The organism is Acetobacter senegalensis (assembly GCF_001580995.1).
Lineage (GTDB): Bacteria > Pseudomonadota > Alphaproteobacteria > Acetobacterales > Acetobacteraceae > Acetobacter > Acetobacter senegalensis.
Map to the genome: position 1 here is coordinate 54,930 of NZ_LHZU01000134.1, position 22,730 is coordinate 77,659.

At 56.5% G+C, this 22,730-nt stretch carries 17 protein-coding genes; 9 read left to right on the forward strand and 8 right to left on the reverse strand.

The annotated features are described in order from the left end of the window. Positions 1-12: 12 nt before the first annotated feature. On the reverse strand, positions 13-741 hold the full coding sequence (locus tag AD948_RS10325; RefSeq protein WP_006560151.1) for an amino acid ABC transporter ATP-binding protein: 729 nt from the start codon (positions 739-741) through the stop codon (positions 13-15). Between the two features lie 100 nt (positions 742-841). Next, on the reverse strand, positions 842-3,535 hold the full coding sequence (gene acnA, locus AD948_RS10330) for an aconitate hydratase AcnA (RefSeq protein WP_006560152.1): 2,694 nt from the start codon (positions 3,533-3,535) through the stop codon (positions 842-844). Positions 3,536-3,827: 292 nt separating this feature from the next. Between acnA and ccmA the strand changes: the two genes are divergently transcribed. Beyond that, positions 3,828-4,508, forward strand: coding sequence for a heme ABC exporter ATP-binding protein CcmA (ccmA, locus tag AD948_RS10335; protein ID WP_082782394.1), 681 nt, complete (start codon positions 3,828-3,830; stop codon positions 4,506-4,508). Next, positions 4,505-5,173, forward strand: a complete 669-nt coding sequence (gene ccmB, locus AD948_RS10340; RefSeq protein WP_082782395.1) for a heme exporter protein CcmB — start codon at positions 4,505-4,507, stop codon at positions 5,171-5,173. The genes ccmA and ccmB overlap by 4 nt, the downstream gene beginning before the upstream one ends. 326 nt (positions 5,174-5,499) lie before the next feature. Here ccmB and AD948_RS10345 read toward each other — a convergent pair whose 3' ends face one another. From AD948_RS10345 to AD948_RS10355, 3 genes are all read right to left on the reverse strand, one after another. After that, a complete protein-coding gene (locus tag AD948_RS10345) occupies positions 5,500-6,546 on the reverse strand; it encodes an aldo/keto reductase (RefSeq protein ID WP_061471827.1) in 1,047 nt (348 codons plus the stop codon). Positions 6,547-7,027: 481 nt separating this feature from the next. Continuing rightward, positions 7,028-7,783 carry a YfdX family protein gene (locus AD948_RS10350; protein ID WP_231873585.1) on the reverse strand — a complete coding sequence of 252 codons (756 nt, stop codon included), beginning with the start codon at positions 7,781-7,783 and terminating at the stop codon, positions 7,028-7,030. Between the two features lie 181 nt (positions 7,784-7,964). After that, positions 7,965-9,095: a type III PLP-dependent enzyme gene (locus AD948_RS10355; protein WP_006558878.1), complete on the reverse strand. Its 1,131-nt coding sequence runs from the start codon at positions 9,093-9,095 to the stop codon at positions 7,965-7,967. Between the two features lie 449 nt (positions 9,096-9,544). Here AD948_RS10355 and AD948_RS10360 point away from each other — a divergent pair, with 449 nt between their 5' ends. Next, a complete protein-coding gene (locus AD948_RS10360) occupies positions 9,545-10,531 on the forward strand; it encodes a YihY/virulence factor BrkB family protein (protein ID WP_061471829.1) in 987 nt (328 codons plus the stop codon). A gap of 440 nt (positions 10,532-10,971) precedes the next feature. Here AD948_RS10360 and AD948_RS10365 read toward each other — a convergent pair whose 3' ends face one another. Then, complete coding sequence (locus AD948_RS10365) at positions 10,972-11,571, reverse strand: septal ring lytic transglycosylase RlpA family protein (protein WP_061471850.1); 600 nt, start codon at positions 11,569-11,571, stop codon at positions 10,972-10,974. Between the two features lie 301 nt (positions 11,572-11,872). On the opposite strand from AD948_RS10365, the gene aroQ reads away from it, so the two are divergent. The 4 genes from aroQ to AD948_RS10385 all read left to right on the forward strand — a co-directional run bounded on the left by aroQ (position 11,873) and on the right by AD948_RS10385 (position 15,065). Beyond that, on the forward strand, positions 11,873-12,328 hold the full coding sequence (aroQ, locus tag AD948_RS10370) for a type II 3-dehydroquinate dehydratase (protein ID WP_006558884.1): 456 nt from the start codon (positions 11,873-11,875) through the stop codon (positions 12,326-12,328). After that, the gene (accB, locus tag AD948_RS10375; protein ID WP_039904583.1) at positions 12,325-12,786 is read left to right on the forward strand and encodes an acetyl-CoA carboxylase biotin carboxyl carrier protein; all 462 of its coding nucleotides are present in this window, start codon (positions 12,325-12,327) and stop codon (positions 12,784-12,786) included. Before aroQ ends, accB begins: the two co-directional genes overlap by 4 nt. Beyond that, entirely contained in the window at positions 12,786-14,129 is a 1,344-nt protein-coding gene (gene accC / locus AD948_RS10380) for an acetyl-CoA carboxylase biotin carboxylase subunit (RefSeq protein WP_006558886.1), read from the forward strand. The genes accB and accC overlap by 1 nt, the downstream gene beginning before the upstream one ends. A gap of 156 nt (positions 14,130-14,285) precedes the next feature. After that, positions 14,286-15,065: an acetoin reductase gene (locus AD948_RS10385; protein WP_006558888.1), complete on the forward strand. Its 780-nt coding sequence runs from the start codon at positions 14,286-14,288 to the stop codon at positions 15,063-15,065. Between the two features lie 96 nt (positions 15,066-15,161). Here the strand turns inward: AD948_RS10385 and AD948_RS10390 are convergent, their stop codons facing one another. After that, positions 15,162-16,649, reverse strand: coding sequence for a sugar porter family MFS transporter (locus AD948_RS10390; RefSeq protein ID WP_039904594.1), 1,488 nt, complete (start codon positions 16,647-16,649; stop codon positions 15,162-15,164). A 403-nt stretch (positions 16,650-17,052) separates the two neighbouring features. On the opposite strand from AD948_RS10390, the gene thiC reads away from it, so the two are divergent. After that, complete coding sequence (thiC, locus tag AD948_RS10395; protein ID WP_050942330.1) at positions 17,053-18,918, forward strand: phosphomethylpyrimidine synthase ThiC; 1,866 nt, start codon at positions 17,053-17,055, stop codon at positions 18,916-18,918. 1,018 nt (positions 18,919-19,936) lie between these two features. Beyond that, positions 19,937-20,596, forward strand: coding sequence for a recombinase family protein (locus tag AD948_RS10400; RefSeq protein ID WP_061471830.1), 660 nt, complete (start codon positions 19,937-19,939; stop codon positions 20,594-20,596). Positions 20,597-20,939: 343 nt separating this feature from the next. Here the strand turns inward: AD948_RS10400 and AD948_RS17765 are convergent, their stop codons facing one another. Next, positions 20,940-22,706 (reverse strand): Hint domain-containing protein, encoded by a 1,767-nt coding sequence (locus tag AD948_RS17765; RefSeq protein WP_082782396.1) that lies wholly within the window; start codon positions 22,704-22,706, stop codon positions 20,940-20,942. Positions 22,707-22,730 lie beyond the last annotated feature (24 nt).

Below are 22,730 nucleotides of genomic sequence, written 5' to 3' on the forward strand. Positions count from 1 at the left end.
GCAGGCCGTGCTTCACAGAACTGTCCTTAAAAAACGTCGGGTGCGCTCATCCACAGGATTCACGCACAGGGTTTCCGGTGGTCCGGCCTCTATAATGTGTCCACCATCCATGTAAACAATGATGTCAGACGCCACCTGGGCAAAACGCATGTCATGCGTCACCACAATCTGGGTCATGCCCTCATTGTCCAGCGTACGCATCACGCCCAGCACTTCCTCCGCCACCAGCGGGTCCAGTGCGGATGTAGGTTCATCATACAGCATGATCTCCGGCCGCATGGCCAAGGCGCGGGCAATGGCCGCGCGCTGCTGCTGCCCGCCAGAGAGAGAAAGAGGATAGCGCTGCGCCACCTTGCCAAGCCCCACCTTTTCCAGCAGGGCCATGGCCTCATCCCGTTCTTCCACGCCGCCTTCGCCCTTCACCACGCGCGGGGCCAGCAGAACGTTATCCAGAACCGTCAGGTGCGGGAAAAGATTAAAACTCTGAAACACCATACCCACATGGGTGCGCAGCTTATGGGCCATATGCTCGTCAGCGCGCCGCCAGGGGCCACCTTGGCGTTCTATCGTAACGCCCATGGCGGTTACGGTCCCGCTATCCGGTATTTCCAGAAAATTCATACACCGCAGGAAGGTTGATTTCCCGCAGCCGGATGGGCCGATCACAGAGATCAGTTCCCCCTTGCGCACTTCAAGGGAAACGCCGCTCAGAATCGCGCCCTCCCCAAAGCTTTTGTGCACATTCAGCGCACTTAGAACGATGGGGTCTTCTTCAACGCAAAAAGCCGACCCGGAGTGATCCGGGTCGGCAATGTCGTGTCCGCTAGGAACAAAACGGTTATCAGGCAGCTTTGGTCATCCCACGCAACACATACTGAAGGATGCCACCATGCCGGTAATACTCAACTTCGTCCAGTGTATCGACACGGCAAAGAAGCGGAACATCCTGCTTGGAACCATCAGCACGCGTAATGGTCATGGTCACATCCATGCGCGGCGTGATTTTTTCCAGCCCCGTGATGGTGATGGTTTCATCACCCTTCAGGTCCAGGGTCTTGCGGGTTGTGCCTTCCTTGAACAGCAGCGGCAGAACGCCCATGCCCACAAGGTTGGAACGGTGAATACGTTCAAAGCTTTCAGCAATGACTGCCTTGATCCCCAGCAGCAGGGTGCCTTTGGCAGCCCAGTCACGGGAAGACCCCATGCCGTATTCCTTACCACCAAAGACCACAAGCGGAACGCCTTCCTTCTTGTATTCCATGGCGACATCGTAAATGAAGCCTTCCTTGCCATCAGGATAGTGCTTGGAAAGCCCACCTTCCGTGCCCGGCAGCATTTCATTCTTGATGCGGATGTTGGCAAAGGTGCCACGCACCATCACGCGGTCATTCCCGCGGCGAGACCCGTAGGAGTTGAAGTCACGCGGTTCCACACCATGCTCGATCAGATAACGCCCGGCAGGGGAGTCCTTCTTGATCGCACCGGCAGGTGAGATGTGGTCAGTCGTGATGTTGTCACCCAGCAGGGCCAGGATACGGGCGTTTTCAATGCCACCACGCGGCTTGGGTTCCGGTGTGATGTCCTTGAAGTACGGCGGATCCTGAACATAGGTGGATTTTGCATCCCACGCGTAGGTTTCAGACCCGGTGGCAACCTTCAGGTCCTGCCATTCCTTGGTGCCCTTGGACACGTGCTTGTAGCGCTTGATAAACTCTTCACGGTTGATGGAAGAACCGATCAGGTCAGCAATTTCCTTATTGGAAGGCCAGACATCTTTCAGATAGACCGGCTTGCCATCCTTGGAGGTGCCCAGCGGTTCGGTTGTGATATCCTTCCGCATGGTGCCCAGAATGGAGTAGGCAACCACCAGCGGCGGGCTGGCAAGATAGTTTGCCCGCACGTTCGGAGAGATACGGCCTTCAAAGTTACGGTTACCGGACAGCACGGAAACAGCAACCAGGTTGTTGTTTTCAATGGCATCCACAATGTGCGGCGGCAGCGGACCGGAGTTACCGATACAGGTTGTGCAGCCATACCCGACCGTGTTGAAGCCCAGCGCATCCAGATCTTCAGACAGCTTGGAGCGGTCCAGATAATCGGTCACAACCTGAGAGCCGGGAGCCAGTGAGGTCTTGACCCAGGGTTTGGGTTTCAGGCCCAGAGCACGCGCCTTGCGGGCCACCAGACCAGCCGCAATCAGCACCGCCGGGTTGGAGGTGTTGGTGCAGGAGGTAATGGCGGCGATCACAATATCGCCCTGACCGATTTCATAGTTGGTGCCAGCAACCGGAACCCTCTTGTTGGCATCGTTCGCGGGGACGCCAAGGGAAGAGGTCAGTTCTTTTTCAAACGCGGTCTTGGCTTCCGTCAGAACAACGCGGTCCTGCGGGCGCTTCGGACCGGAGATGGACGGCACAACCGTGCTCAGATCCAGTTCCAGAACATCCGTAAACACAGGTTCCGGCGTTTCAGCGGTGCGGAACATTTCCTGCGCCCGCAGATATTCTTCGGTCAGCTTGATGCGGTGTTCATCACGGCCGGTTTCACGCAGGAAGTCCAGCGTCAGGGCATCAACCGGGAAGAAGCCGCAGGTTGCGCCATATTCCGGAGCCATGTTGGCAATGGTTGCGCGGTCAGCCACCGGCAGGTGATCAAGAGCAGGACCAAAGAATTCAACAAACTTGCCCACAACGCCCTTTTTACGGAGCATCTGGGTCACGGTCAGCACCAGATCGGTCGCCGTGGCGCCTTCAGGCAGCTTGCCGGTCAGTTTGAAGCCGATCACATCAGGGATCAGCATGGCAATGGGCTGGCCCAGCATTGCGGCTTCAGCCTCAATCCCACCAACACCCCAGCCCAGAACGCCCAGACCATTGATCATGGTGGTGTGGCTGTCCGTGCCGTAAAGCGAATCGGGGTAAACGTAATCCTTGCCACCCACGTTGGCTGTCCAGGCAACCTGAGCAATGTATTCCAGGTTCACCTGATGGCAGATGCCGGTATCAGGCGGCACAACGGAGAAGTTTTCAAACGCTTCCTGGCCCCAGCGCAGGAAGGCGTAGCGTTCGCCATTGCGTTCAAATTCCAGCGTGATGTTTTTCTGCAGCGCATCCTGCGAGCCGTAAACATCCACCATCACGGAATGGTCGATCACCAGATTGACGGGAACCAGCGGGTTCACCTTCTGGGGGTCACCTTTCAGCTTCACAATGCCGTCGCGCATGGCGGCAAGGTCAACCACCGCCGGAACGCCCGTGAAGTCCTGCATCAGAATGCGAGAAGGCTTGAACGGCACTTCCTTGGTGCTGCTCCCCTTCGGCAACCAGCCTGCAATCGCCTTGGCGTCGTCCACATTATAGGAACGACCGTCTTCAAAGCGCAGGATGTTTTCCAGCAGAACTTTCAGTGAAACAGGCAGACGGCTAACATCGCCGATTGTTTTTGCTGCTTCAGGAATGGAAAAATAATGATAGGCCTTACCGTCTACAGTGAGTGTACGGCCTGTTTTCAGTGAGTCGTGCCCAACCGTCTTCATATAACCCTATCTCCCCTATCACAGCCCATGGCCGGTGATACGTTCCGGAAGTCGGCTTACCGCCTCTGACACGGTGCAGGTGCTCACCCGCTCTTCCGGGTGGCCGACTTGATATCCCGTTGGCAGTAGAACATACCGGCAGACTTACATGGCACAAGCCGGGGTGCGACCACGAGCGCGCGAGCACACAGGCTTTGGCGGGTTTTGACAGGTAACATTAAGGAGAAGTCCGATCTCCGAGACGTCTTTTGCAGAAGAGGAGCCACATTTTGCTGCCCCTCCCCCCTCCGGCATACCACGGCTTGTAGCAGAGTCTCTCTCGGTTTTCCGGGGGGATCGGCTGGTGCTGAATGATGTCAGCCTGAGTTTGCATGCTGGCGAGGCCATGCTGCTTACCGGCCCCAACGGGGCAGGCAAATCCACCCTGCTGCGTGTGCTGGCGGGCCTGCGTCGCCCGGATGGTGGCGCCCTGCTGTGGGACGGTGTGCCCATTGCGGAAGACCGCACCGCCCACGCCACCCGCGTTGCCTATCTTGGCCATCAGGACGCCCTGAAACCCAGCCTGAGTGTTGTGGAGAATCTGCATCTGTTTGCCCGTGCAGGCGGCGGCGACATGACGGCAGCACTGAAAGCTGTGGACCTTCTGCCGCTGGCGGATTTACCGGCCCGCCTGCTTTCCGCCGGGCAGAAGCGGCGTGCGGCCCTTGCCCGCGTGCTGCTGGCTCAGGCTCCCCTGTGGCTATTGGATGAACCCAGCCTGGGGCTAGATGCCAACGCCATTGTACTGCTGGGTGAGGCCATTGCCCGGCACCGCGCTGCTGGCGGCGTGGTAATAGCCACAACCCATGTGCCGCTGCCCCTTGAAGACGTGCGCCATCTTGCCCTGCCCGGCGCGCCGGACCCAGCGGACAGATGGTGGGATGAGGAGTCGTCCGCCCTCTCTTCCTCTGATCACGAAGGAGCCAGCGCATGATGAGCCTGTTCTGGGCCGTGGTCTTCCGGGACCTTCGGCTGGCACTGCGTCATGGGGCCGATACGTTGGGGGCAGTGCTGTTCTTTATTCTGACAGGCACCCTCTTTCCGCTTGCGCTTGGACCATCGCCTGATCTGCTGCGCCATATGGCCCCCGGCATTATCTGGGTCTGCGCACTGCTGGCCGCCCTTCTGCCGCTGGACCGTCTGTTCGGCGCGGAACTGGAAGATGGCTCGCTTGACCAACTTCTGCTGCTGGGGCTGCCGCCCGCGCTGGTGGCGCTGGCCAAGATAACCGCCCACTGGCTGACAACCGGCCTCCCCCTGCTGATTGCCGCTGTTCCACTAGCCATCATGCTGGGTCTCCCCGCAGCCACGCTGCCTATTCTGCTGGCAGGCTTGCTGCTGGGCTCCATGGTCTTGTCTCTGGTCGGCGGCATGGGCGCATCCATTGTGCTGGGCGCGCGCCGCGGGGGCGTTCTGCTGCCGCTTCTGGTGCTGCCCCTCATAACCCCGGCCCTGATTTTTGGGGCCGCCGCTATTGACGCTGCGCGCACTGGCCTGCCTTGGGGGCCTGATCTGGAACTGCTTGGCGCTTTTCTGGCTGGCGCTCTGCCTCTCTGCCCGCTGGCAGCCGGAGCCGGATTACGCGCTGCGGTGGAATAACCGACAAAAAACAGAGCCTGCCACATCACGCTGGCAGGCTCTGCTCAAAGACTGTTTGGAAAACCAACCATGGCGGACTGGTAAAACAGTTTTTGAAAATACCGCCGCAGATCTGAACACCCGTTTCCGGGGCCAACGAAGTGAAAAACTACTGGCTCAGAGGCAGACCGTTCGGCATTCGCTTCCTGATCTGACACGCGTACAGCCATTGTTTCCATGCCCCCTCCGTTGAGAGAGGGAGCATTCTTCCTTCTTTCCCGCGTCACCAAATGGAGCAGAAGCGCAACCCTGCTCCCTCCCCACGGAAACAACCGTCCAACCCCGCGTTAGGGCGCGGGGTTGGAATGCACCTGATGGATTGCGTTGATCTTGGCTTCCAGTTCTGGAGTGATGGTCACCTCCACAGAGCCGAGGATCGTTGTAAGCTGCTGCGTGCTGGTGGCCCCGATAATGTTGGATGTCACAAATGGGCGGGACGTAACAAACGCAACGGCAAGTTGCACAGGGTCCACCCCTTCTTCCCGCGCAAGGGCTAGATAGGCTTCAATCGCCACATCCACACCGGGTTTCTGGTAGCGTTGCCCACGGTCAAACAAGGTCGTGCGTGCACCCGCAGGCCGCGCGCCATTCAGATATTTTCCGGTCAGATAGCCTTGCGCCAGCGGAGAATAGGCCAGCAGGCTGACCCGTTCCCGCAGTGCCATTTCTGCCAGCCCGATTTCAAAGGTGCGATTGATCAGGTTGTAAGCGTTCTGGATTGAGGCAATACGCGGCGCACCCGTTCTGGAACAGGCGAGATATTCAGACACGCCCCATGCTGTCTCGTTCGAGACCCCTACGTGGCGGATTTTTCCTTCCGTCACCAGATCGCCCAGAACGCCCAATGTTTCTTCAATCGGCACCTCATCCGCATCCGCCAGAGATGTAAACGTGGTACCCCCTTCTCCAAACAACCCGATCTTCCGGTCTGGCCAGTGCAGTTGATACAGATCCAGATAGTCCGTGTTCAAACGCCGCAAAGACCCTTCCAGCGCGTACCGGATCTGCCGTGGTGTCAGGCGCGTTTCTTCCCCACCGGGCCGAAACCACGGTTGGGTGCCCCGTCCCACCGCCTTGCTGGCAAGGATAATCTTGTCCCGATTACCGCGTGCTTTCAGCCAGCTGCCGATAATGGTTTCCGTAGAGCCCTGCGTTTCAGCACGGGGCGGAATGGAATAAAATTCTGCCGTATCAATAAAATTGATGCCATGCGCCAGCGCCATATCAAGCTGGGCATGCCCTTCGGCTTCGGTGTTCTGCTGGCCGAAGGTCATGGTGCCAAGGCACAGTTCACTCACCATAATGCCAGTACGGCCCAGTTCTCGTTGCTTCATGCGGACATCACCTGAGAGAAAAACAGACTAAGGACGGGAACCACCATCAGCCCCGCCACTTCCCTGTTGTTGCGACTAATCACGCAAAGAGCAAGGCTTTGACTTATTTTACGTTTTTATACAGTTATTGAGCGCCCTCAAAAACGCTCTGCAACAAGACGTAAGCATGGAAGGTCCGATCCAGAAAAAAGGGGATACCTCTTTAACAGGCATCCCCTTGCTTTCCTGATAATCTCGCCCGGCACGATCATGCCAGATGACGCGGATGGCTGTTTGACAGGCCTGTCAGATGGGTCTCATGAGGCCTTTCGAGACTGAAAGCGTTGGATTTTTGTCTCGGCGGTCTGACGTCTCGCCGTCCAATCCGTCTTGTCTGCCTCAAAAACCCTTCACAGCCCGCAATCACGGACTTTCAACCAGCGGCCTACCAAACGGCGCTCATGCCTTCAGAGGCGCAAGCACCACGTTGGAGTCCCGTCCCTTATTTAGAAGGAGCGGTCGGCGCACCTGCGGACTGCTGGCCTGCGCCCTGAATATCAACCGACGCATAGCGTACGGCGTTCTCGGCATCGCGCAGAGCTTCACTGGCCTTGTACGGGTTGCTTTTGATGAACTTTGCAGCCTGCGCCACATCTTTCCGGGTCTGCTCCAGCGGAACAGCCGCAATGATATAATCCGCATCCACGCTGGAGACACGCAACACTTCAGAAGCCCGAGCCGTATTGCCCGCCTTCAGATGCCGGTTAGCCGCTGCCAGCGCAGCAGATTTTTCCGGGGTGGGTTCAACCGTTTCATCCAGCACCAATTCGCCATCAATCGGCAACCATGCCACCTGCTTGCCGGTAGAAGCCAAAGGCCGGGGCGGTTGCTGACGCGTTTTGGTGGGCATCAGTTCGTCTTCCGCTTTCTGGAAGGCCGTATTATCCGCCTTGGCAGTTTCCAGAGCGGTCTGAGCACTGGCGATCAGTTTCTTGGCTGTGTCCAGATCACCATCATAAATGGCCTGCCGTGCCAGACTCAGTTCTTCAAACGCGGTGTTGCCGTCCACGGACAACCGGCCAAAATCCTGCGCTGCCAGATTGGCAAGCTGGGCATTGGCTGGTGAAGGTGCTGCCGGCGCACCAGAAGAGGCTGCCGCCGCCGCAACGGTTGTGGCCTGTGCGGCTGTCTGCGCCATGGCGGGCATAGCCACACCTGATGCCAACAGGGTGGCCAACACTATGCTGGATGATTTCACGATCCGTCTCCCTTGAACATTCCCACGCATCAAATGCGGGTAATGTTGTGCAGGAGGCGCTCAGCGCAAAGACAGGCGCGCACAAGGCAGGGCTGACCATGGGACAGGCCCGTGCCAGATAAAGAAAAAAACAAACTGGCACAGGAGGTTAAGTCCTCCTGTGCCTGCTAAACATACCAGATCAGATATAATGCTCGGTCAGCGGCTTGAAGCCATTGAACCGGGTGGAGCAATAAGTGGACACATAGGCGCCGGTAGAAAGCAGGTCCACCTGCTCACCAGCCGTCAGTCCCAAAGGCAGTTCGTAAGCTGTCTTTTCATACATGATATCCGCACCATCACAGGTTGGGCCTGCAATTGCTACGGGGCCGGTCGGGGTACCATCGCGTTCCGTGCGAATGGCATAGCGAATGGATTCGCCTTCCGTTTCAGCCAGTCCACCAAAGCGGCCGATGTCCAGATACACCCAGCGCGGTCCATCTTCCCGCCCGCGACGGCTGACCAGCACAACTTCGGACCGCACAACCCCGGCTTCACCCACAATAAAGCGACCCGGTTCCACCAGCATTTCCGGCAGCGCGTTGCCGAAGTGCTCGGTCATGGCGTGGCTGATGGCCATGGCAAAGTGATCAATGCTCGGCACATCATCCCGATACCGGACGGGGAACCCCCCACCCAGATTGACCATGCGCAGGTCAAGCCCGGCGGCACTCAAATCAGTGAACAGAGCGGCCACACGAGAAATGGCAACCTCGTAGGCGTCAGCAGAAAGCTGCTGGCTGCCCACATGGAAGGAAAGACCATACGGGTCCAACCCCATATCCCGCGCTTTGAGCATCAGATCACGCGCGGAGTCCAGCGTGGTGCCGAACTTGCGGGAAAGCGGCCATTCCGCGCCATCATTATCCACCAGCAGGCGGCAATAGACGCGGGCACCCGGTGCATGTTCGGCCAGCTTTTCAAGCTCTTCCTGGCAGTCGAACACGAACATCCGCACACCGGCTGCATAAGCGGCGCGAATGGCGGAGACTTTCTTCACCGTGTTGCCAAAAGAAATGGCGTCCGGTTCCGCTCCGGCTTCCAGGCACAGAGAAACTTCTTCCCAGGATGCGGCATCAAAGCAGGAGCCCAGGCCAACCAACCGGTTAAGGATGGGCATGGCAGGATTCGCCTTGACCGCATAATAAATGCGCGCCTGTGGCAGGGCGGTGTTCAGGGCATGGTAACGCGCTTCAACCTGATCGACATCGACCACGAGGCAAGGCGTTGCCGGCTTTTGTTCGGCGATAAAACGGGCAATTTTGGGAGTCATCCCACCCATTCCCCCAATATAAGGCTCTTGCTGCGTGTTCCATGCAGGAAGAGGAGTTGCGAAACGGTCTAACGGACCAGCGACCAAAGGCGAACCGTCCAGAAATGAGGCGGTCCCGATTGCCAGAACGCTTGACGTCGTTGCGTAACCTCAGAGGGCCAGTGGCACGTGCGTTGCTGCGTAGGGGCGTGCATATGAGGCCAAACCGCCACAAGTGCAAGACAAAAATGGAAGGTTTTCAAAAAAACATGGCATGACAGAAATACCCTCGGTAAAACCACCACTCACTTCGGTTTCTTCACGTTGTTTTTCCTGCTTGTTCGGGAACACCGCCGCTGCCGTGAAGGGAACCGCCCGTAACTTTTGGCCTTGTTAGTTCGCGCTCCTGGTCACTCGCGGTTCAACCTCTGGCCCCAAGCCACACGACAAAGAAGGATGTTTGACGCACGATGCAGGTTCTCTGTGATTCCGCCGCACCGTCGCCTGCTGAACACCAGCCTCTGGAAAACCAGAATCCGGATGTGGAGAAAACTGGCCGGACATTCCGCAGCCCATCAGACCTCGGCCGTGCGGACTGGAAGACCATTTTCATCCAGACTGCCAAGAGCCTCATTTCCGGCCCCACAACGTTGGTGGCCGCAGGCTGCGCCTTCTATACCACCCTCTCCCTGTTTCCGGCCATCAGTTCCCTGATTTCCATCTACGGGCTGGCGTTTGATGTGCAGACCGTCACGCCACAGCTTGAAGTGCTGCGCAGCCTGCTGCCGCCCAGCGCCTACAGCCTGATCTATGACCGTATCCAGACTCTGGTAGCCGAGCCGCACAGCTCTCTTACCTTCAATCTTGTCATCTCGCTGAGCGTGGCACTCTGGTCTGCCTCGGCCGCCACACGGTCCATTCTGGCGGCGCTGAACATTGCCTATAACACCAAGGAAAGCCGCAGCTTCATCGTGTTCCAGATCACGGCACTGAGCATGACGCTCTCCGCAGTGCTGGGCGCGGCTCTTACCTTGGCCCTTATGGTGGCGCTGCCTCTGTTCCTGAACCTGCCAGCGTGGCTGCACATCCCCACTCCGCCCGGCTCCCTTGAGTTTGCGGCCAGATGGAGCGGGCCGCTTATCATGTTCACCTTCCAGATTCTGGCAACATCGGTGCTCTACCGCTTTGGCCCGGACCGTCACCACCCTGCTTTGTGGCGGTGGGTTCTGCCGGGGGCACTGTTCGCCACGCTCACATGGATCATCAGCGCCTCAGGCTTTTCCTATTATGTAGCCCACATTGCGAGCTACAACGCCACCTACGGACCTCTGGGGGCAGTGATCGCCATCATGATGTGGTTCTTTGTCAGCGCATGGGTGATTCTGATGGGTGCGGAACTGAACGCGGAAATGGAAAGCTACGCACGCGGTGAACGCCGCAAACCCGTTCACCTCTGATACAAATAATCAGGGGCTGAACGAACACCAGCCGGACAGTACAGGCACACGGCGAGAAAAGACGGAAAGAAGCGCGCGCAGCAGGAGGCCAACCGCACTGAGCGCCTCAAGGGCAAACAGCAGCCCTCTTGCGTGACTTGATAGAGGCGACACTCAATAACGCCGCACTTCCGTATGCTGGGCATTCAGCGAGGCTGAAAAACCAGCCGAAAATCTGTATCGACGCCACGACAGACGCACGTCCAACAGGCAGGTCGGGCCAATATCTACATGGCCAACCTTCTCGGATTTTCGGTCTGATGGCTTCGCCGCGGACTTTCAGCGTGCCTTTGCAGGCTCAAAAAGACCCCACAGAAGCCTTTAACGGACGACTTCATGGGCCGCCCTTAACGTCTACAAGCCTGCCAGAACATGCTGACAGACTTTATCAGACGGAAATTCTATGAGCGTTTGGCGCGCCGGATCGGACGCACGGTATGCCCCTGCGCGGCCTCAAACTGCATAACGGAAGAGGATTCGATGGATTCGGACCCATCCTGTGGTGCAGACGCAACTTCAATCGGCGCAGGTTCGATCTTCACGTGCGCAACGCCAGCCCCGAGCATGCCAATTTTGGCTGCCGCAGCCTGCGAGAGATCAATGATACGGCCCCGACTATACGGCCCACGGTCATTGACCGTGACCACAACCGAACGGCCTGTGTCTTCTGACGTCACCAGCAGCTTGCTGCCCAGTGGCGCGGTAGGATGGGCCGCCGTCAGGCTCGCTTTATTGAAAAGACTGCCAGAGGATGTACGCCGATGGCTGAAACGACCACCGTACCAGCTCGCCATGCCCTTCTGCAAAGCGTGATGACCCTTGCCCATGGCGGGGTTGGAAAACGTGGGGTCTTTCTGCTCACGCGCTGCAAGAGCACGCTGCACAGAATCGGCCCACGCTGTGCCACTTTGCCCGCTATCCTCTGCTCGTGCAGAAGAAGCAGACCCCATGGAGGCCATAACAAACACACTTCCAAGAAGTGCCCGGCGTAGGGCTGACATCCGCTTGTTCACTCCATCACCCATTAAAACTGGTTGAATAAAGCCGTTGCATGCCTGAAAAAGCAACCAGTTTCTGCCCCGGCCCCTTTTACAGGCTCCCCTTTCATGGCGGAGGCACATGGCGAAAAAGAGGCAGATACAGCGCGTTTTTGTGTTGACCTCGCATTCCGGCCGCTGACCTCACACCCCGCGGCAAATGGCTGGAACAGACAGCCCGGAACAGGTTTTTCCTGAATTTTCCGCCGCATACCAATCTCTTCTCTTGGATGCAGCGTGGCATCGTGCTACGGCCCGATGCACTATGGAAAGACCTCTTATTGCTGTGCTGAACGGCCCCAATCTCAACATGCTCGGCCAGCGTCAGCCCGAAATTTACGGCAGCGCCACCCTTGATGATGTGGAGCAGATCTGTATCCAGGCCGCCGACAAGCTGGATCTGGCCATTGATTTCCGCCAGACCAACATAGAAGGTGAGCTGATCTCCTGGGTGCAGGATTGCCGTAAACGGGCGCGTGGCATCATCATCAACCCTGCAGGTTACAGCCATACGTCGGTTGCCCTGCTGGATGCGCTTCTGGCTACGGACCTGCCGGTAATTGAGGTCCATATCTCCAATATTCACCGCCGCGAGCCATTCCGCCACATGTCCTATGTCTCCCGCGCCGCCGTTGGCGTTATCTGCGGGCTAGGCGTGACAGGGTATTCTCTGGCATTGCAGGCAATGACCGATCTTATTCTACATGAGGATGACCAATGAGCGGATTGCTCGTGGATGCAGATGCCATTCGGGCATTGGCTGAAATTCTGACCGACACCGGCCTGACGGAAATCGAAATTGCGGAGAAAGACAGCCGCATTCGTGTGGCCCGTGCTCCTGCTTCCGTGCAGGCCGTGGCTCCGGCCCCTGTTGCTGCTCCGGCTCCGGTAGCGGCCCCTGCGGTGGCGCCGGTTCCCGCTGCTCCGGCAGACCTCTCCCGCCATCCGGGTGCGGTTAACAGCCCCATGGTTGGCGTGGCGTATCTCACGCCTGATCCGTCCTCCCCTCCGTTTGTGAGCGAAGGCCAGATTGTCAGCGCCGGGCAGACCCTGATGCTGATTGAAGCCATGAAAACCTTCAACCAGATCAAGGCTCCCAAGGCTGGCACGGTGAAGACGCTGCTGGTGGCCTCGGGCGATCCGGTAGAATTCGGCCAGCCGCTTGCCATCATCGAGTGATGTTTTCAAAAATCCTCATCGCCAACCGCGGCGAGATTGCCCTTCGTATCCTGCGCGCCTGCCGGGAACTTGGCATCAAGACCGTAGCGGTTCACTCCACTGCGGATGAAGACGCCATGCACGTGCGCCTGGCGGATGAAGCCGTGTGTATCGGGCCTGCTGCGTCACGCGACTCCTATCTGAACGTGGCGGCCATTCTGGCTGCCGCCACCATAACCGGGGCGGAAGCCATTCATCCCGGTTACGGTTTTCTGTCCGAAAACGCGGATTTTGCCGAAACGGTGGAAGCCCACGGCCTGACCTTTATCGGGCCAACGGCTGACCATATCCGCATGATGGGCGACAAGATCACCGCCAAAACCACCATGGAAGCCCTTGGCGTTCCGCTGGTGCCGGGTTCTGACGGTGAACTGAAAAGCCTTGAAGAAGCACGCGCGGTTGCAGAAAAAGTTGGCTACCCCGTTCTGATCAAGGCGACGGCTGGCGGTGGCGGACGCGGCATGAAAGTGGCGCAGAGCGCAAGCGAACTGGAAGAAGCCTGGAGCGTGGCCCGCACGGAAGCCCGCACGGCTTTTGGCAATGATGCCGTTTATCTGGAAAAATATCTGGATAAGCCGCGCCATATCGAACTCCAGATTCTGGCCGACAACCACGGAAACGTGGTGCATTTTGGTGAGCGTGACTGCTCCCTGCAACGCCGCCACCAGAAACTGCTGGAAGAAGCTGGCTCACCCGTTCTGTCTGCTGAACAGCGTGACGCCATTGGCCGCACCGCTACGGATGCTCTGGCCAAGATGGGCTACCGGAACGCAGGCACGCTGGAGTTCCTGTATCAGGACGGCCAGTTCTGCTTTATCGAGATGAACACCCGCCTGCAGGTTGAGCATCCGGTTACGGAAATGGTGTGTGATGTTGATCTGGTGCGCGAACAGATCCGTATCGCAGCAGGGGAAGAGCTGGGTTATACCCAGTCTGACATCTCCTTCTCCGGCCATGCCATTGAATGCCGCATCAACGCGGAAGACCCGGATACCTTTGCCCCCTGCCCCGGCACGGTGGCGGTGTATCATCCCCCGGGCGGCCTTGGCGTGCGCGTGGATAGCGCCCTGTACACCGGCTACCGGGTGCCGCCTTACTATGACAGCATGATCGCCAAGGTGATTGTGCATGCTCCGACTCGGGCGCAGGCTATTGCCCGCATGCACCGGGCGCTGGACGAATTTGTGGTGGAAGGCATCAAGACCGTCATTCCGCTGCATCGCCGTATTCTGGCGGACCCTGAATTCCAGAAGGGTGAGTATACCATTCACTGGCTGGAACAGTTCACCAGCCGCCCGCACTGACCCCTGCGTGCGACCAGAAAAACCCGGCTTTCGGAAGGAAGCCGGGTTTTTTGTGGTCACTCCTCCGTGATGCCCGGTTGACGCTTTCTCTGGTGCAGGTTTGCCTTCTGCCGCGTGCGGCATCTGGCTGCACAGTGCATCAGAGAAAGCAAACACATGTCTCTTTCAGGTAAAACCGCCATTGTGACAGGTGCCGCGCAGGGTATCGGGCGCGGCATTGCCCTGCGCCTTGCCAAGGATGGCGCAGATATTGTTCTGACCGACCTCAAAAAAGACAAGCTGGCCACCGTAGCCGCAGAAATTGAGGCATTGGGCCGCAAGGCGCTACCTCTGACTGCGGATGTCAGTGACCGCGCACAGGTTTTCTCCGTGCTGGAACAGGCCTCTCAGACCTTGGGGCACGTGGATATCATGGTGAACAATGCCGGTATTGCGCAGGTGCGCTCCCTGCTGGAGGTGACGCCGGAAGAAGTAGACACCATTTTCCGCATCAATGTGCAGGGCACGTTGTGGGGTATTCAGGCTGCTGCAAAAACCTTCAAAGCGCAGGGCACCCCCGGCAAAATTATCAATGCCTGCTCCATTGCGGGGCACGAAAGTTTTGCGTTCCTGGGCGTTTATTCCGCCACCAAATTTGCCGTACGTGCGCTGACACAGGCTGCCGCCAAGGAACTAGCGTCCTCCGGCATTACCGTGAATGCCTACTGCCCCGGTGTGGTGGGCACGGATATGTGGACGGAGATTGACCGCCGCATGGCGGAGGAAACAGGTGCCCCAGTGGGCGAGACCTATAAAAAATACGTAGAAGGCATTGCACTGGGCCGCGTGGAAACGCCGGAAGACGTTGCCGCCTTTGTGGCTTACCTGGCCAGTGCGGATTCCAATTACATGACAGGCCAATCCGTCATGATTGATGGTGGCCTAGTGTACCGCTGACGCGATCACTCAAGCCTGAAAGCCACCTGCGCCCCATAAAAAAGGCTCTCCGAAGAGAGCCTTTTCTGCACATAACACACCCTGAAACAGGCTACGTCAGGCTGCGGAAGAGACACCCGCCTCTTCCTCTTCTTCCTCATCATAGGAGCGGATACGCGGGTCTTCACCACGGCGGGGGGTAAATTCTCCACGCCGCAGGGCTGTCTCAATATCTTCCAGCGTGGCTCCAGCGGTTTCTGGCACAAAGAAATACACAAAGATCACAGATGCCAGATTGACCCCCGCATAGACCCACATGGTGCCCCCCAGTGTCACCAGATGCACCAGAGTCAGTGCGGTGGCTGTTACCAGAAGGTCAGCCCCCCACAGCACGGCAGCATGCACACTGGTTGCCGCAGCCCGCATGGGGAGCGGGAACAGTTCGGCCCCCAGCAACCAGCCAACCACCTGAATGCCGCCAGCATTGAACATCATGAACAGCAACATGAAGCCAATGGTCACCCAACTGCCGACACTGCCTTTATCGGGATGGATAGCGAACATAATGCCCAGCCCGATCAGGCTGAGAACGGAGCCCGGCCCCATGATCAGCACCAGACGACGACGGCCAATTTTATCCACAAACAGGCAGCCCAGCAGGGTCATGACCAGATAGACAATGGAAATACCAAGGCTGGCCAGCAGGGCCGCGGAATTACCAAACCCGGCATCAGACAGGAAGGTGGGAGCATAATAGATCATCATCTCCAGCCCCCCTGCCTGTGTGAAGAAGGCGATACCCAAGGCCGCAATCAGCGCCGGACGGGCAAATGGCAGCAAAAGCCCTTTCCAGCCCCGCTCATCTTCATCCATGCTGGCGGTGTTTTCATGAATTTCCCGAATTTCCCGCCGGATGGCCTTGCGGGAAGTTCGCACACGGCTCAACTGCTCCACTGCGGAGACAAGACCTTCATTCTCTGCCGTCCAGCGCGGGCTTTTGGGCAGAAAAAACATGCAAACGAACACAAAAGCCGCAGGCAGGGCCGCCACGGAGATCATGGGCCGCCATCCCCATGCATCACGCATGGTAAAGCCCACAAGGTTGGCCATAAAAATACCAACCCCAATGGCAACGTTAAATAACGTGACAAGATTGCCGCGCTTGCTGGCTGGCGCCAGCTCGGAAATATAGGTGGGCACCACCTGCGTTGCACCACCAACCGCCAGCCCCAGAAAAACGCGGGCAATGACAAGTGCTGTCATGTCTGGCGCGTAGGAACACGCAACCGCGCCCACAACAAAAATAGCGGTCACCACCATAACAGTGGCGCGGCGGCCAAAACGCTCGGACAGGTAGGAAATGCTCAGCGCCCCCAGCACCGCCCCCACAAGGATGGCCGAGGTCACCATTTCTTCCTGGCTGGAAGTCAAATGAAAGTCTTTGGTGATAAGAAGAAGAGCACCGGAAATAATGCCAGTGTCATAACCGTATAATCCACCGCATATGGCGGCAACTATAGCGGCCATCCACAAGACACGATGGGCGTTTGGCGAAATCTCAACATTCGCAATTGCTTCTTGAGCACGTTTCTTTTCTGCTATCATGGCACCATAATGCCACAATCTCTCAACGGTTGCATAGAAATTACATTTTTTTATTAAATATGTTACAGTGGTGTGTTTGAATCTCTTCCACCCCTTCTGCCTCACACGCAGAAGTATGAAACCGCTTTCGCCTCAGGTCCCGAATTTCCTTGACAGGAAAACGCGAAAAGCTATCTCATTCTCCTGACCAAGGGGGGTTCCGGCAAGGAACTGAGAGGCCACTGTATTCTGGAAACAGAACAACGGCGTGGCGACCCTGCCGCCAGCATGCATGATGCCGCTGGCGGGGAACCTGATCCGGCTAATACCGGCGGAGGGACTGGTGCAAAAGAAGAGCGCGCGAGCTCCCTACATCCGTGGAAGCCTCTTCTGCCCCCGTCCTCCTCTGGCTGAGGAGAGAGTTATGACCCAGGCCACAACTTCAGAGCGTACCCATACCGGCAACCCACGCCCGGCCAACACGACTGCACCCGCACCGGGCCATGTGACCACAGGCCCCATTCGGGGGTCTCGCAAAGTGTATTCCAGCCCGGAAGGCCACGCGGATATTCGCGTGCCATTCCGTGAAATAGCGCTTGATCCTTCCGCTAATGAACCGCCACTGCGCGTGTACGACACCTCCGGCCCCTACACAGACCCAGAAGAGCAGATTGACGTGCGGCAGGGCCTGCCCAAAGTACGCACCCCCTGGCTGGCCCGTCGTGGCTTCAGCCCCATTGCCCCGCGTGAAGTGCGCCCCGAAGACAACGGCAACGCTTCTGGCGATCATCTCGTCGCCCCCTGTCCTGCTCCGCACCGTGTGCTGAAGGGGGCTGATGGCCAGATGGTCACGCAATATGAATTCGCAAAGGCCGGGATCATCACGGAAGAGATGATCTATGTAGCGCACCGTGAAAATCTGGGCCGCCTGAAAGCAGCAGAAGGTGCAACGGAACGCCTTCAGGATGGCAATTCCTTTGGCGCAGCGCTGCCCGAATTTGTCACCCCGGAATTTGTGCGTGAAGAAATTGCCCGCGGTCGCGCCATTATTCCCGCCAACATCAACCACCCGGAACTTGAACCCGTTATTATTGGCCGCAACTTTCTGGTGAAAATAAACGCCAATATCGGCAACTCCGCCGTCACGTCCTCCGCAGCGGACGAAGTGGAAAAGCTGGTGTGGTCCATCCGCTGGGGTGCGGATACGGTGATGGATCTTTCAACGGGCCGCAACATCCACAACATTCGTGACTGGATTCTGCGCAACGCCCCCACCCCCATTGGCACCGTGCCGCTGTATCAGGCACTTGAAAAAGTGGGCGGGGATGTTGCGAAACTGAGCTGGGACGTGTTCCGTGATACGCTGATTGAACAGGCGGAACAGGGCGTGGACTACTTTACCATCCATGCTGGTGTACGCCTGCAACACGTGCCGCTTACCGCCAACCGCGTAACGGGCATTGTCTCCCGTGGCGGGTCCATCATGGCAAGCTGGTGCCTGAACGGCCACCGTGAGAGCTTCCTGTATGAGCATTTTGAAGAAATCTGCGATATCATGCGGGCCTATGATGTTTCGTTCTCGCTTGGCGATGGCCTGCGCCCCGGCAGCATTGCCGATGCAAACGACGCCGCACAGTTTGCCGAACTGGAAACACTGGGCGAACTGACACAGATCGCGTGGGCAAAAGGCTGTCAGGTAATGATCGAAGGGCCGGGCCATGTGCCCATGCACAAGATCAAGGAAAACATGGACAAGCAGTTGCGGGAATGTGGAGAAGCCCCGTTCTACACGCTTGGCCCGTTAACCACAGATATTGCACCGGGGTATGACCACATTACCTCCGCCATCGGGGCGGCCATGATCGGCTGGTTTGGCACCGCTATGCTGTGTTACGTCACCCCCAAGGAGCATCTGGGCCTACCAAACCGGGATGATGTGAAAACTGGTGTCATCACCTACCGTCTTGCAGCCCACGCGGCGGATCTGGCCAAAGGCCACCCGGCCGCCAAACTGCGGGATGACGCCCTGAGCCGCGCACGCTTTACCTTCCGGTGGGAAGACCAGTTCAACCTCTCGCTCGATCCTGATACCGCCTGCGCCTATCACGATGAAACCATGCCACGTGAAGCGCATAAAACAGCGCATTTCTGCTCCATGTGCGGGCCGAAATTCTGTTCCATGCGGATCAGCCAGGACCTGAAGGAAGACGCTATCAGGCTGGCCGGCATGGAAGAAAAAACCAAGGAATTCCGTGAAGCTGGCGGAAAAGTTTACGTTCCAGCCGAATAACCAGCTCTTTCTCACCCGGTCCGCCGGGTGAGGAGTTTTTGCGCCTGGCGGACTCTGGCAGAGCGAAGCATGCTTTGCCAGATCACCCTGACCGCCACTTGCACAGACCTCCACGGTTTGGTGAAAAAATACTCTTTATTCTCAAATACTATTTAGAAACGGCGTATTTTCTGCACCAAACACTTACCTCACCGTCGGAAATATCGTGTGACTTGGTCATCATCTCTCCGCTCTAGAAAAAATAGACTGACAGATGCCACCCGCCATTCTTCCCGGAACGCCGTAAGTAAGGCGTAAAGAAAGAGTGTTATTTCTGTGTGACGCATAAATATTTCAGCATTGTTTTTTGCGAGCAAAGAACAACGGTGGCGAGATCGAGGAAAACGGATACCGCCTGCGCAATGACCCACTCGCCGAACCAGACAGCCGCCCATACCTGTCGATACGTCACGCGGCCCATGTGGCGACACACCACAGCAGTATAACTGCAGCTTGGTATGGGTCATTTTTTATAGGGTAAATCGTATCGTGGCGGAGAGAGAGGGACCTTACGCCAGAAACATCAAGAACCCGCAGAAAACTGCCAATTTTCCCTAAAAAACTACTACCGATAGACCCTATTCCGTGTTGGTAGTGCCAACAAGCCGTCCTGATTTGCTATTATTGCATGGCATATTCTTTCCGTGAAGAGATCGCAGTTTTCAGGAGGGGGAACCCTACTCAACAACGTCGAACAACAACAACGTTTGGGGGTTTAGCCCCTATTTTGAAGCTGCTGCCATCTCAGAGCCCGATGCGGTGGCCCGTTGGGACTCCTAAGCCGATCTGGTCCGCCTGCCGGAGCTGGCTTTCTGATGGTGCAAAATCGCTTTGCCCAAGACTATGACCGGCATGATCTATTCAGAACCCGAATCTTAGAGATTCATCTTTTGGGATTCATACTGTCTTCTTCTATGTGTATCGAAAATGCCAACGAGCGTTGACACTAACGATACAAGGCAACAGAGACTGGCAGACCATGACAACCTTCATCACCTACTTCCGTGTGAGCACAAGCCGCCAAGGAGCTTCAGGGCTTGGTATTGAGGCACAACAGGCTGCTGTGGCCTTGTATGTGTCACAGACCAGCGGAAAGGTGCTGGCCTCATTCACTGAGATTGAAAGCGGGAAGAAGAATGATCGGCCTAAACTCTTGGAGGCCATGGAGCGGTGCAGGCTGACGGGCTCCGTGCTGCTGATAGCCAAGCTAGACCGGCTTTCACGTGATGCTCATTTCCTCCTTGGTCTGGAAAAGGCAGGCATTGAGTTTGTGGCTGCGGACATGCCCAACGCGAACAGGCTAACGGTTGGCATCATGGCCTTGGTGGCCCAGCAAGAGCGAGAGGCTATCTCTGCCCGCACCAAAGCGGCCTTGGCTGCTGCAAAGGCCAGAGGAAAGACGCTAGGAGGCTACCGGACAGGAGCCCCCAAGGTTGACTACCGGCTCTCTGTAAAAGCCCGCCAAGAGAGCTCTAGAGCCTTTGCAGAAGGGGTTGGTCCGCTCATTCAGCACCTGTCTGCTTCTGGGTTGTCTTTGAGGCAGGTGGCAGCCCGTTTGTCTGAGCAAGGCATCAGGACAGCGAGAGGCACCACCACATGGACAGCCGCAGGAGTGTCCCGTGTGTTGGCTGTGCTTTAGGCTATCATAGCTGCTTCTGGTCGCCATAGAAGCTCGTAGAGTGCCCTGTGTACTTTGGCTGGTATGATGACCCCGAGAGAGGACAATGAGTCTCTGCGCCTCAGAAATTGAGCCTGCGAAGTCATACGCAATATGAATCAAACACCGATCAACATATACGAAAAACGTATAGAACCCTATTGTGTTGAGGTGGCGGGGCTTTGAAAACAAAAAACCCACAAACAAGGACTAGACATCCCCAAGCGTCGACAACCCCTTCTTCAGGCTCTCCAGAAACCTATAACAAAAACAGACCCTATCAAAAAAGACAGGGCCTGCATAAGGGCTTAAACTATTAAGGTGATTAAGCAGATTTTACCGATTTTGTCATTGCCTGGCTGTCCTTAATATAAGGGCCAGCAGCACGAACGGTAATGGACAGGATGCCCATTTTCCCATTGGACAGATGCTCACCCAACGGGAGTTCAGCGTTACCGCTTGTCCACGCAACACCGTCCCAAGCCATATCAGCATGCCAACCAGCAGGCTTTTCAGCGATCAGGTGCGATGTAATATCAAACTGCTGTTTTGCGCAGAACAGACGAACCTTTCCAACCGCAACCCCCATGTAGCGGCGATCATCCACAAAGGGACCAATCACATCAGAAGGACGGCTGGCACGTGAAACAATCCGCACAGACTGTGTGGAAGGAGGCAGCATAAAACTATATTCATGCGCTGTCTTACGCATCGGACGCACAACAGCACCTGTATCCGTCACCAAATGCAGGTCCGGATCACTGGTCAGTTCAAGATCAGCAGGTGCCTGCTTTACTGAAACCTTGTCTTCGCGCCATTCGAGGGCACGGAATAGGGGCTCAACAAAAGAACGCTCAACACCCAGCGGGGCACCAGCATCGTCTGTCCAGTTTTTTATCGTTCCATGCAGGGTTGCGACTTTACCGTTCTGACGGAAGGATGAACGGTTACCGGTATCGAGATAGCTTTCTGTGAGCATGCCATCTGCGGTGATGACGGAGTGCTGTTCTGTTTCGATATGGTAGTATTCGTAAGACGAGATGGATTTGTCGTAGAAGATGGAGACACCGTTGACGAGCATGCGCACAGGCACAAACCGATCTCTAAAGAACAGGCAGTGTTCTGCGGTGATCAGCATGTCTTTGTAAGGCACACCATCGGCGATGGCATCTTTGAGCACACGCACAGGCCAGCCTGCTTCATCGTTTGGGAGGTCAGGGCGGACTGTAGCACGTGCTTTACCGGTCCATATAACCGTACGAATGACATCCTGATTGTTTCGCCAGTCAAAAGTAACAACCTGATCGCCAATCTGGATATCTTCTACCGCAACATCACCTTTCGATGTACGGATCATGCTGCCAGATAGGAAGCAGACAAGGATAGCGCTTGTTCCTAAGCTATTGGTCGAAGAAGCACTGATGTACAGATTTCCACCACTTTCTTGTTGATACAGAGAGTTATTGGAAGCGGTGTAATCACCAGAAACTTCAACCGTAACCCCAGTATCTGTTGTAATGCTTGTGGTGCCTGAAGTGCTGTCATATGTTGCATTTATAACTTCACCAGCTCCAGGTATTTCTATAGTAGATCCAGCGTTTCCAAAGCCGGAAATATTACTGAAAGTTAAAAGTGTTACTCCACTAGCTGGTGTAATCACCAAGGTGCCGCCACCATCACCAAAGGTGATAGTTGAGCCGCCTAATGCACTGATTTCTGATGTTGAGAGCGTTCCTAGATTTATAGTGCCGCCGTTCTCAATTGTATAACTATTTCCGCTTAGAGCAGAAATAGCGTTATCTCCAGTAATAGTTATAGTCCCACCATTGGCGGTAAAAGAAGATCCCGTTAAGGCACCAAGAACACTTGATGAAACATCAACTGTAACGTTTGCACCGTCTTCTGCCGTAACAATATAGGGGTTAACTGCACTTATTAATGAAGCTCCAAACGATAATGTATCGGTAATATCTCCGGTAAATGTTACACTTGCTCCTCCTATGGAAAGCAATCCGAGAACCCATCCTGTGGGAACTAATGTGTAGCTACCACTGTCTGTTACAGTATTACCATATCCATAGAGAAGACTCATTTTCATAACTCCTGATTTACGCAA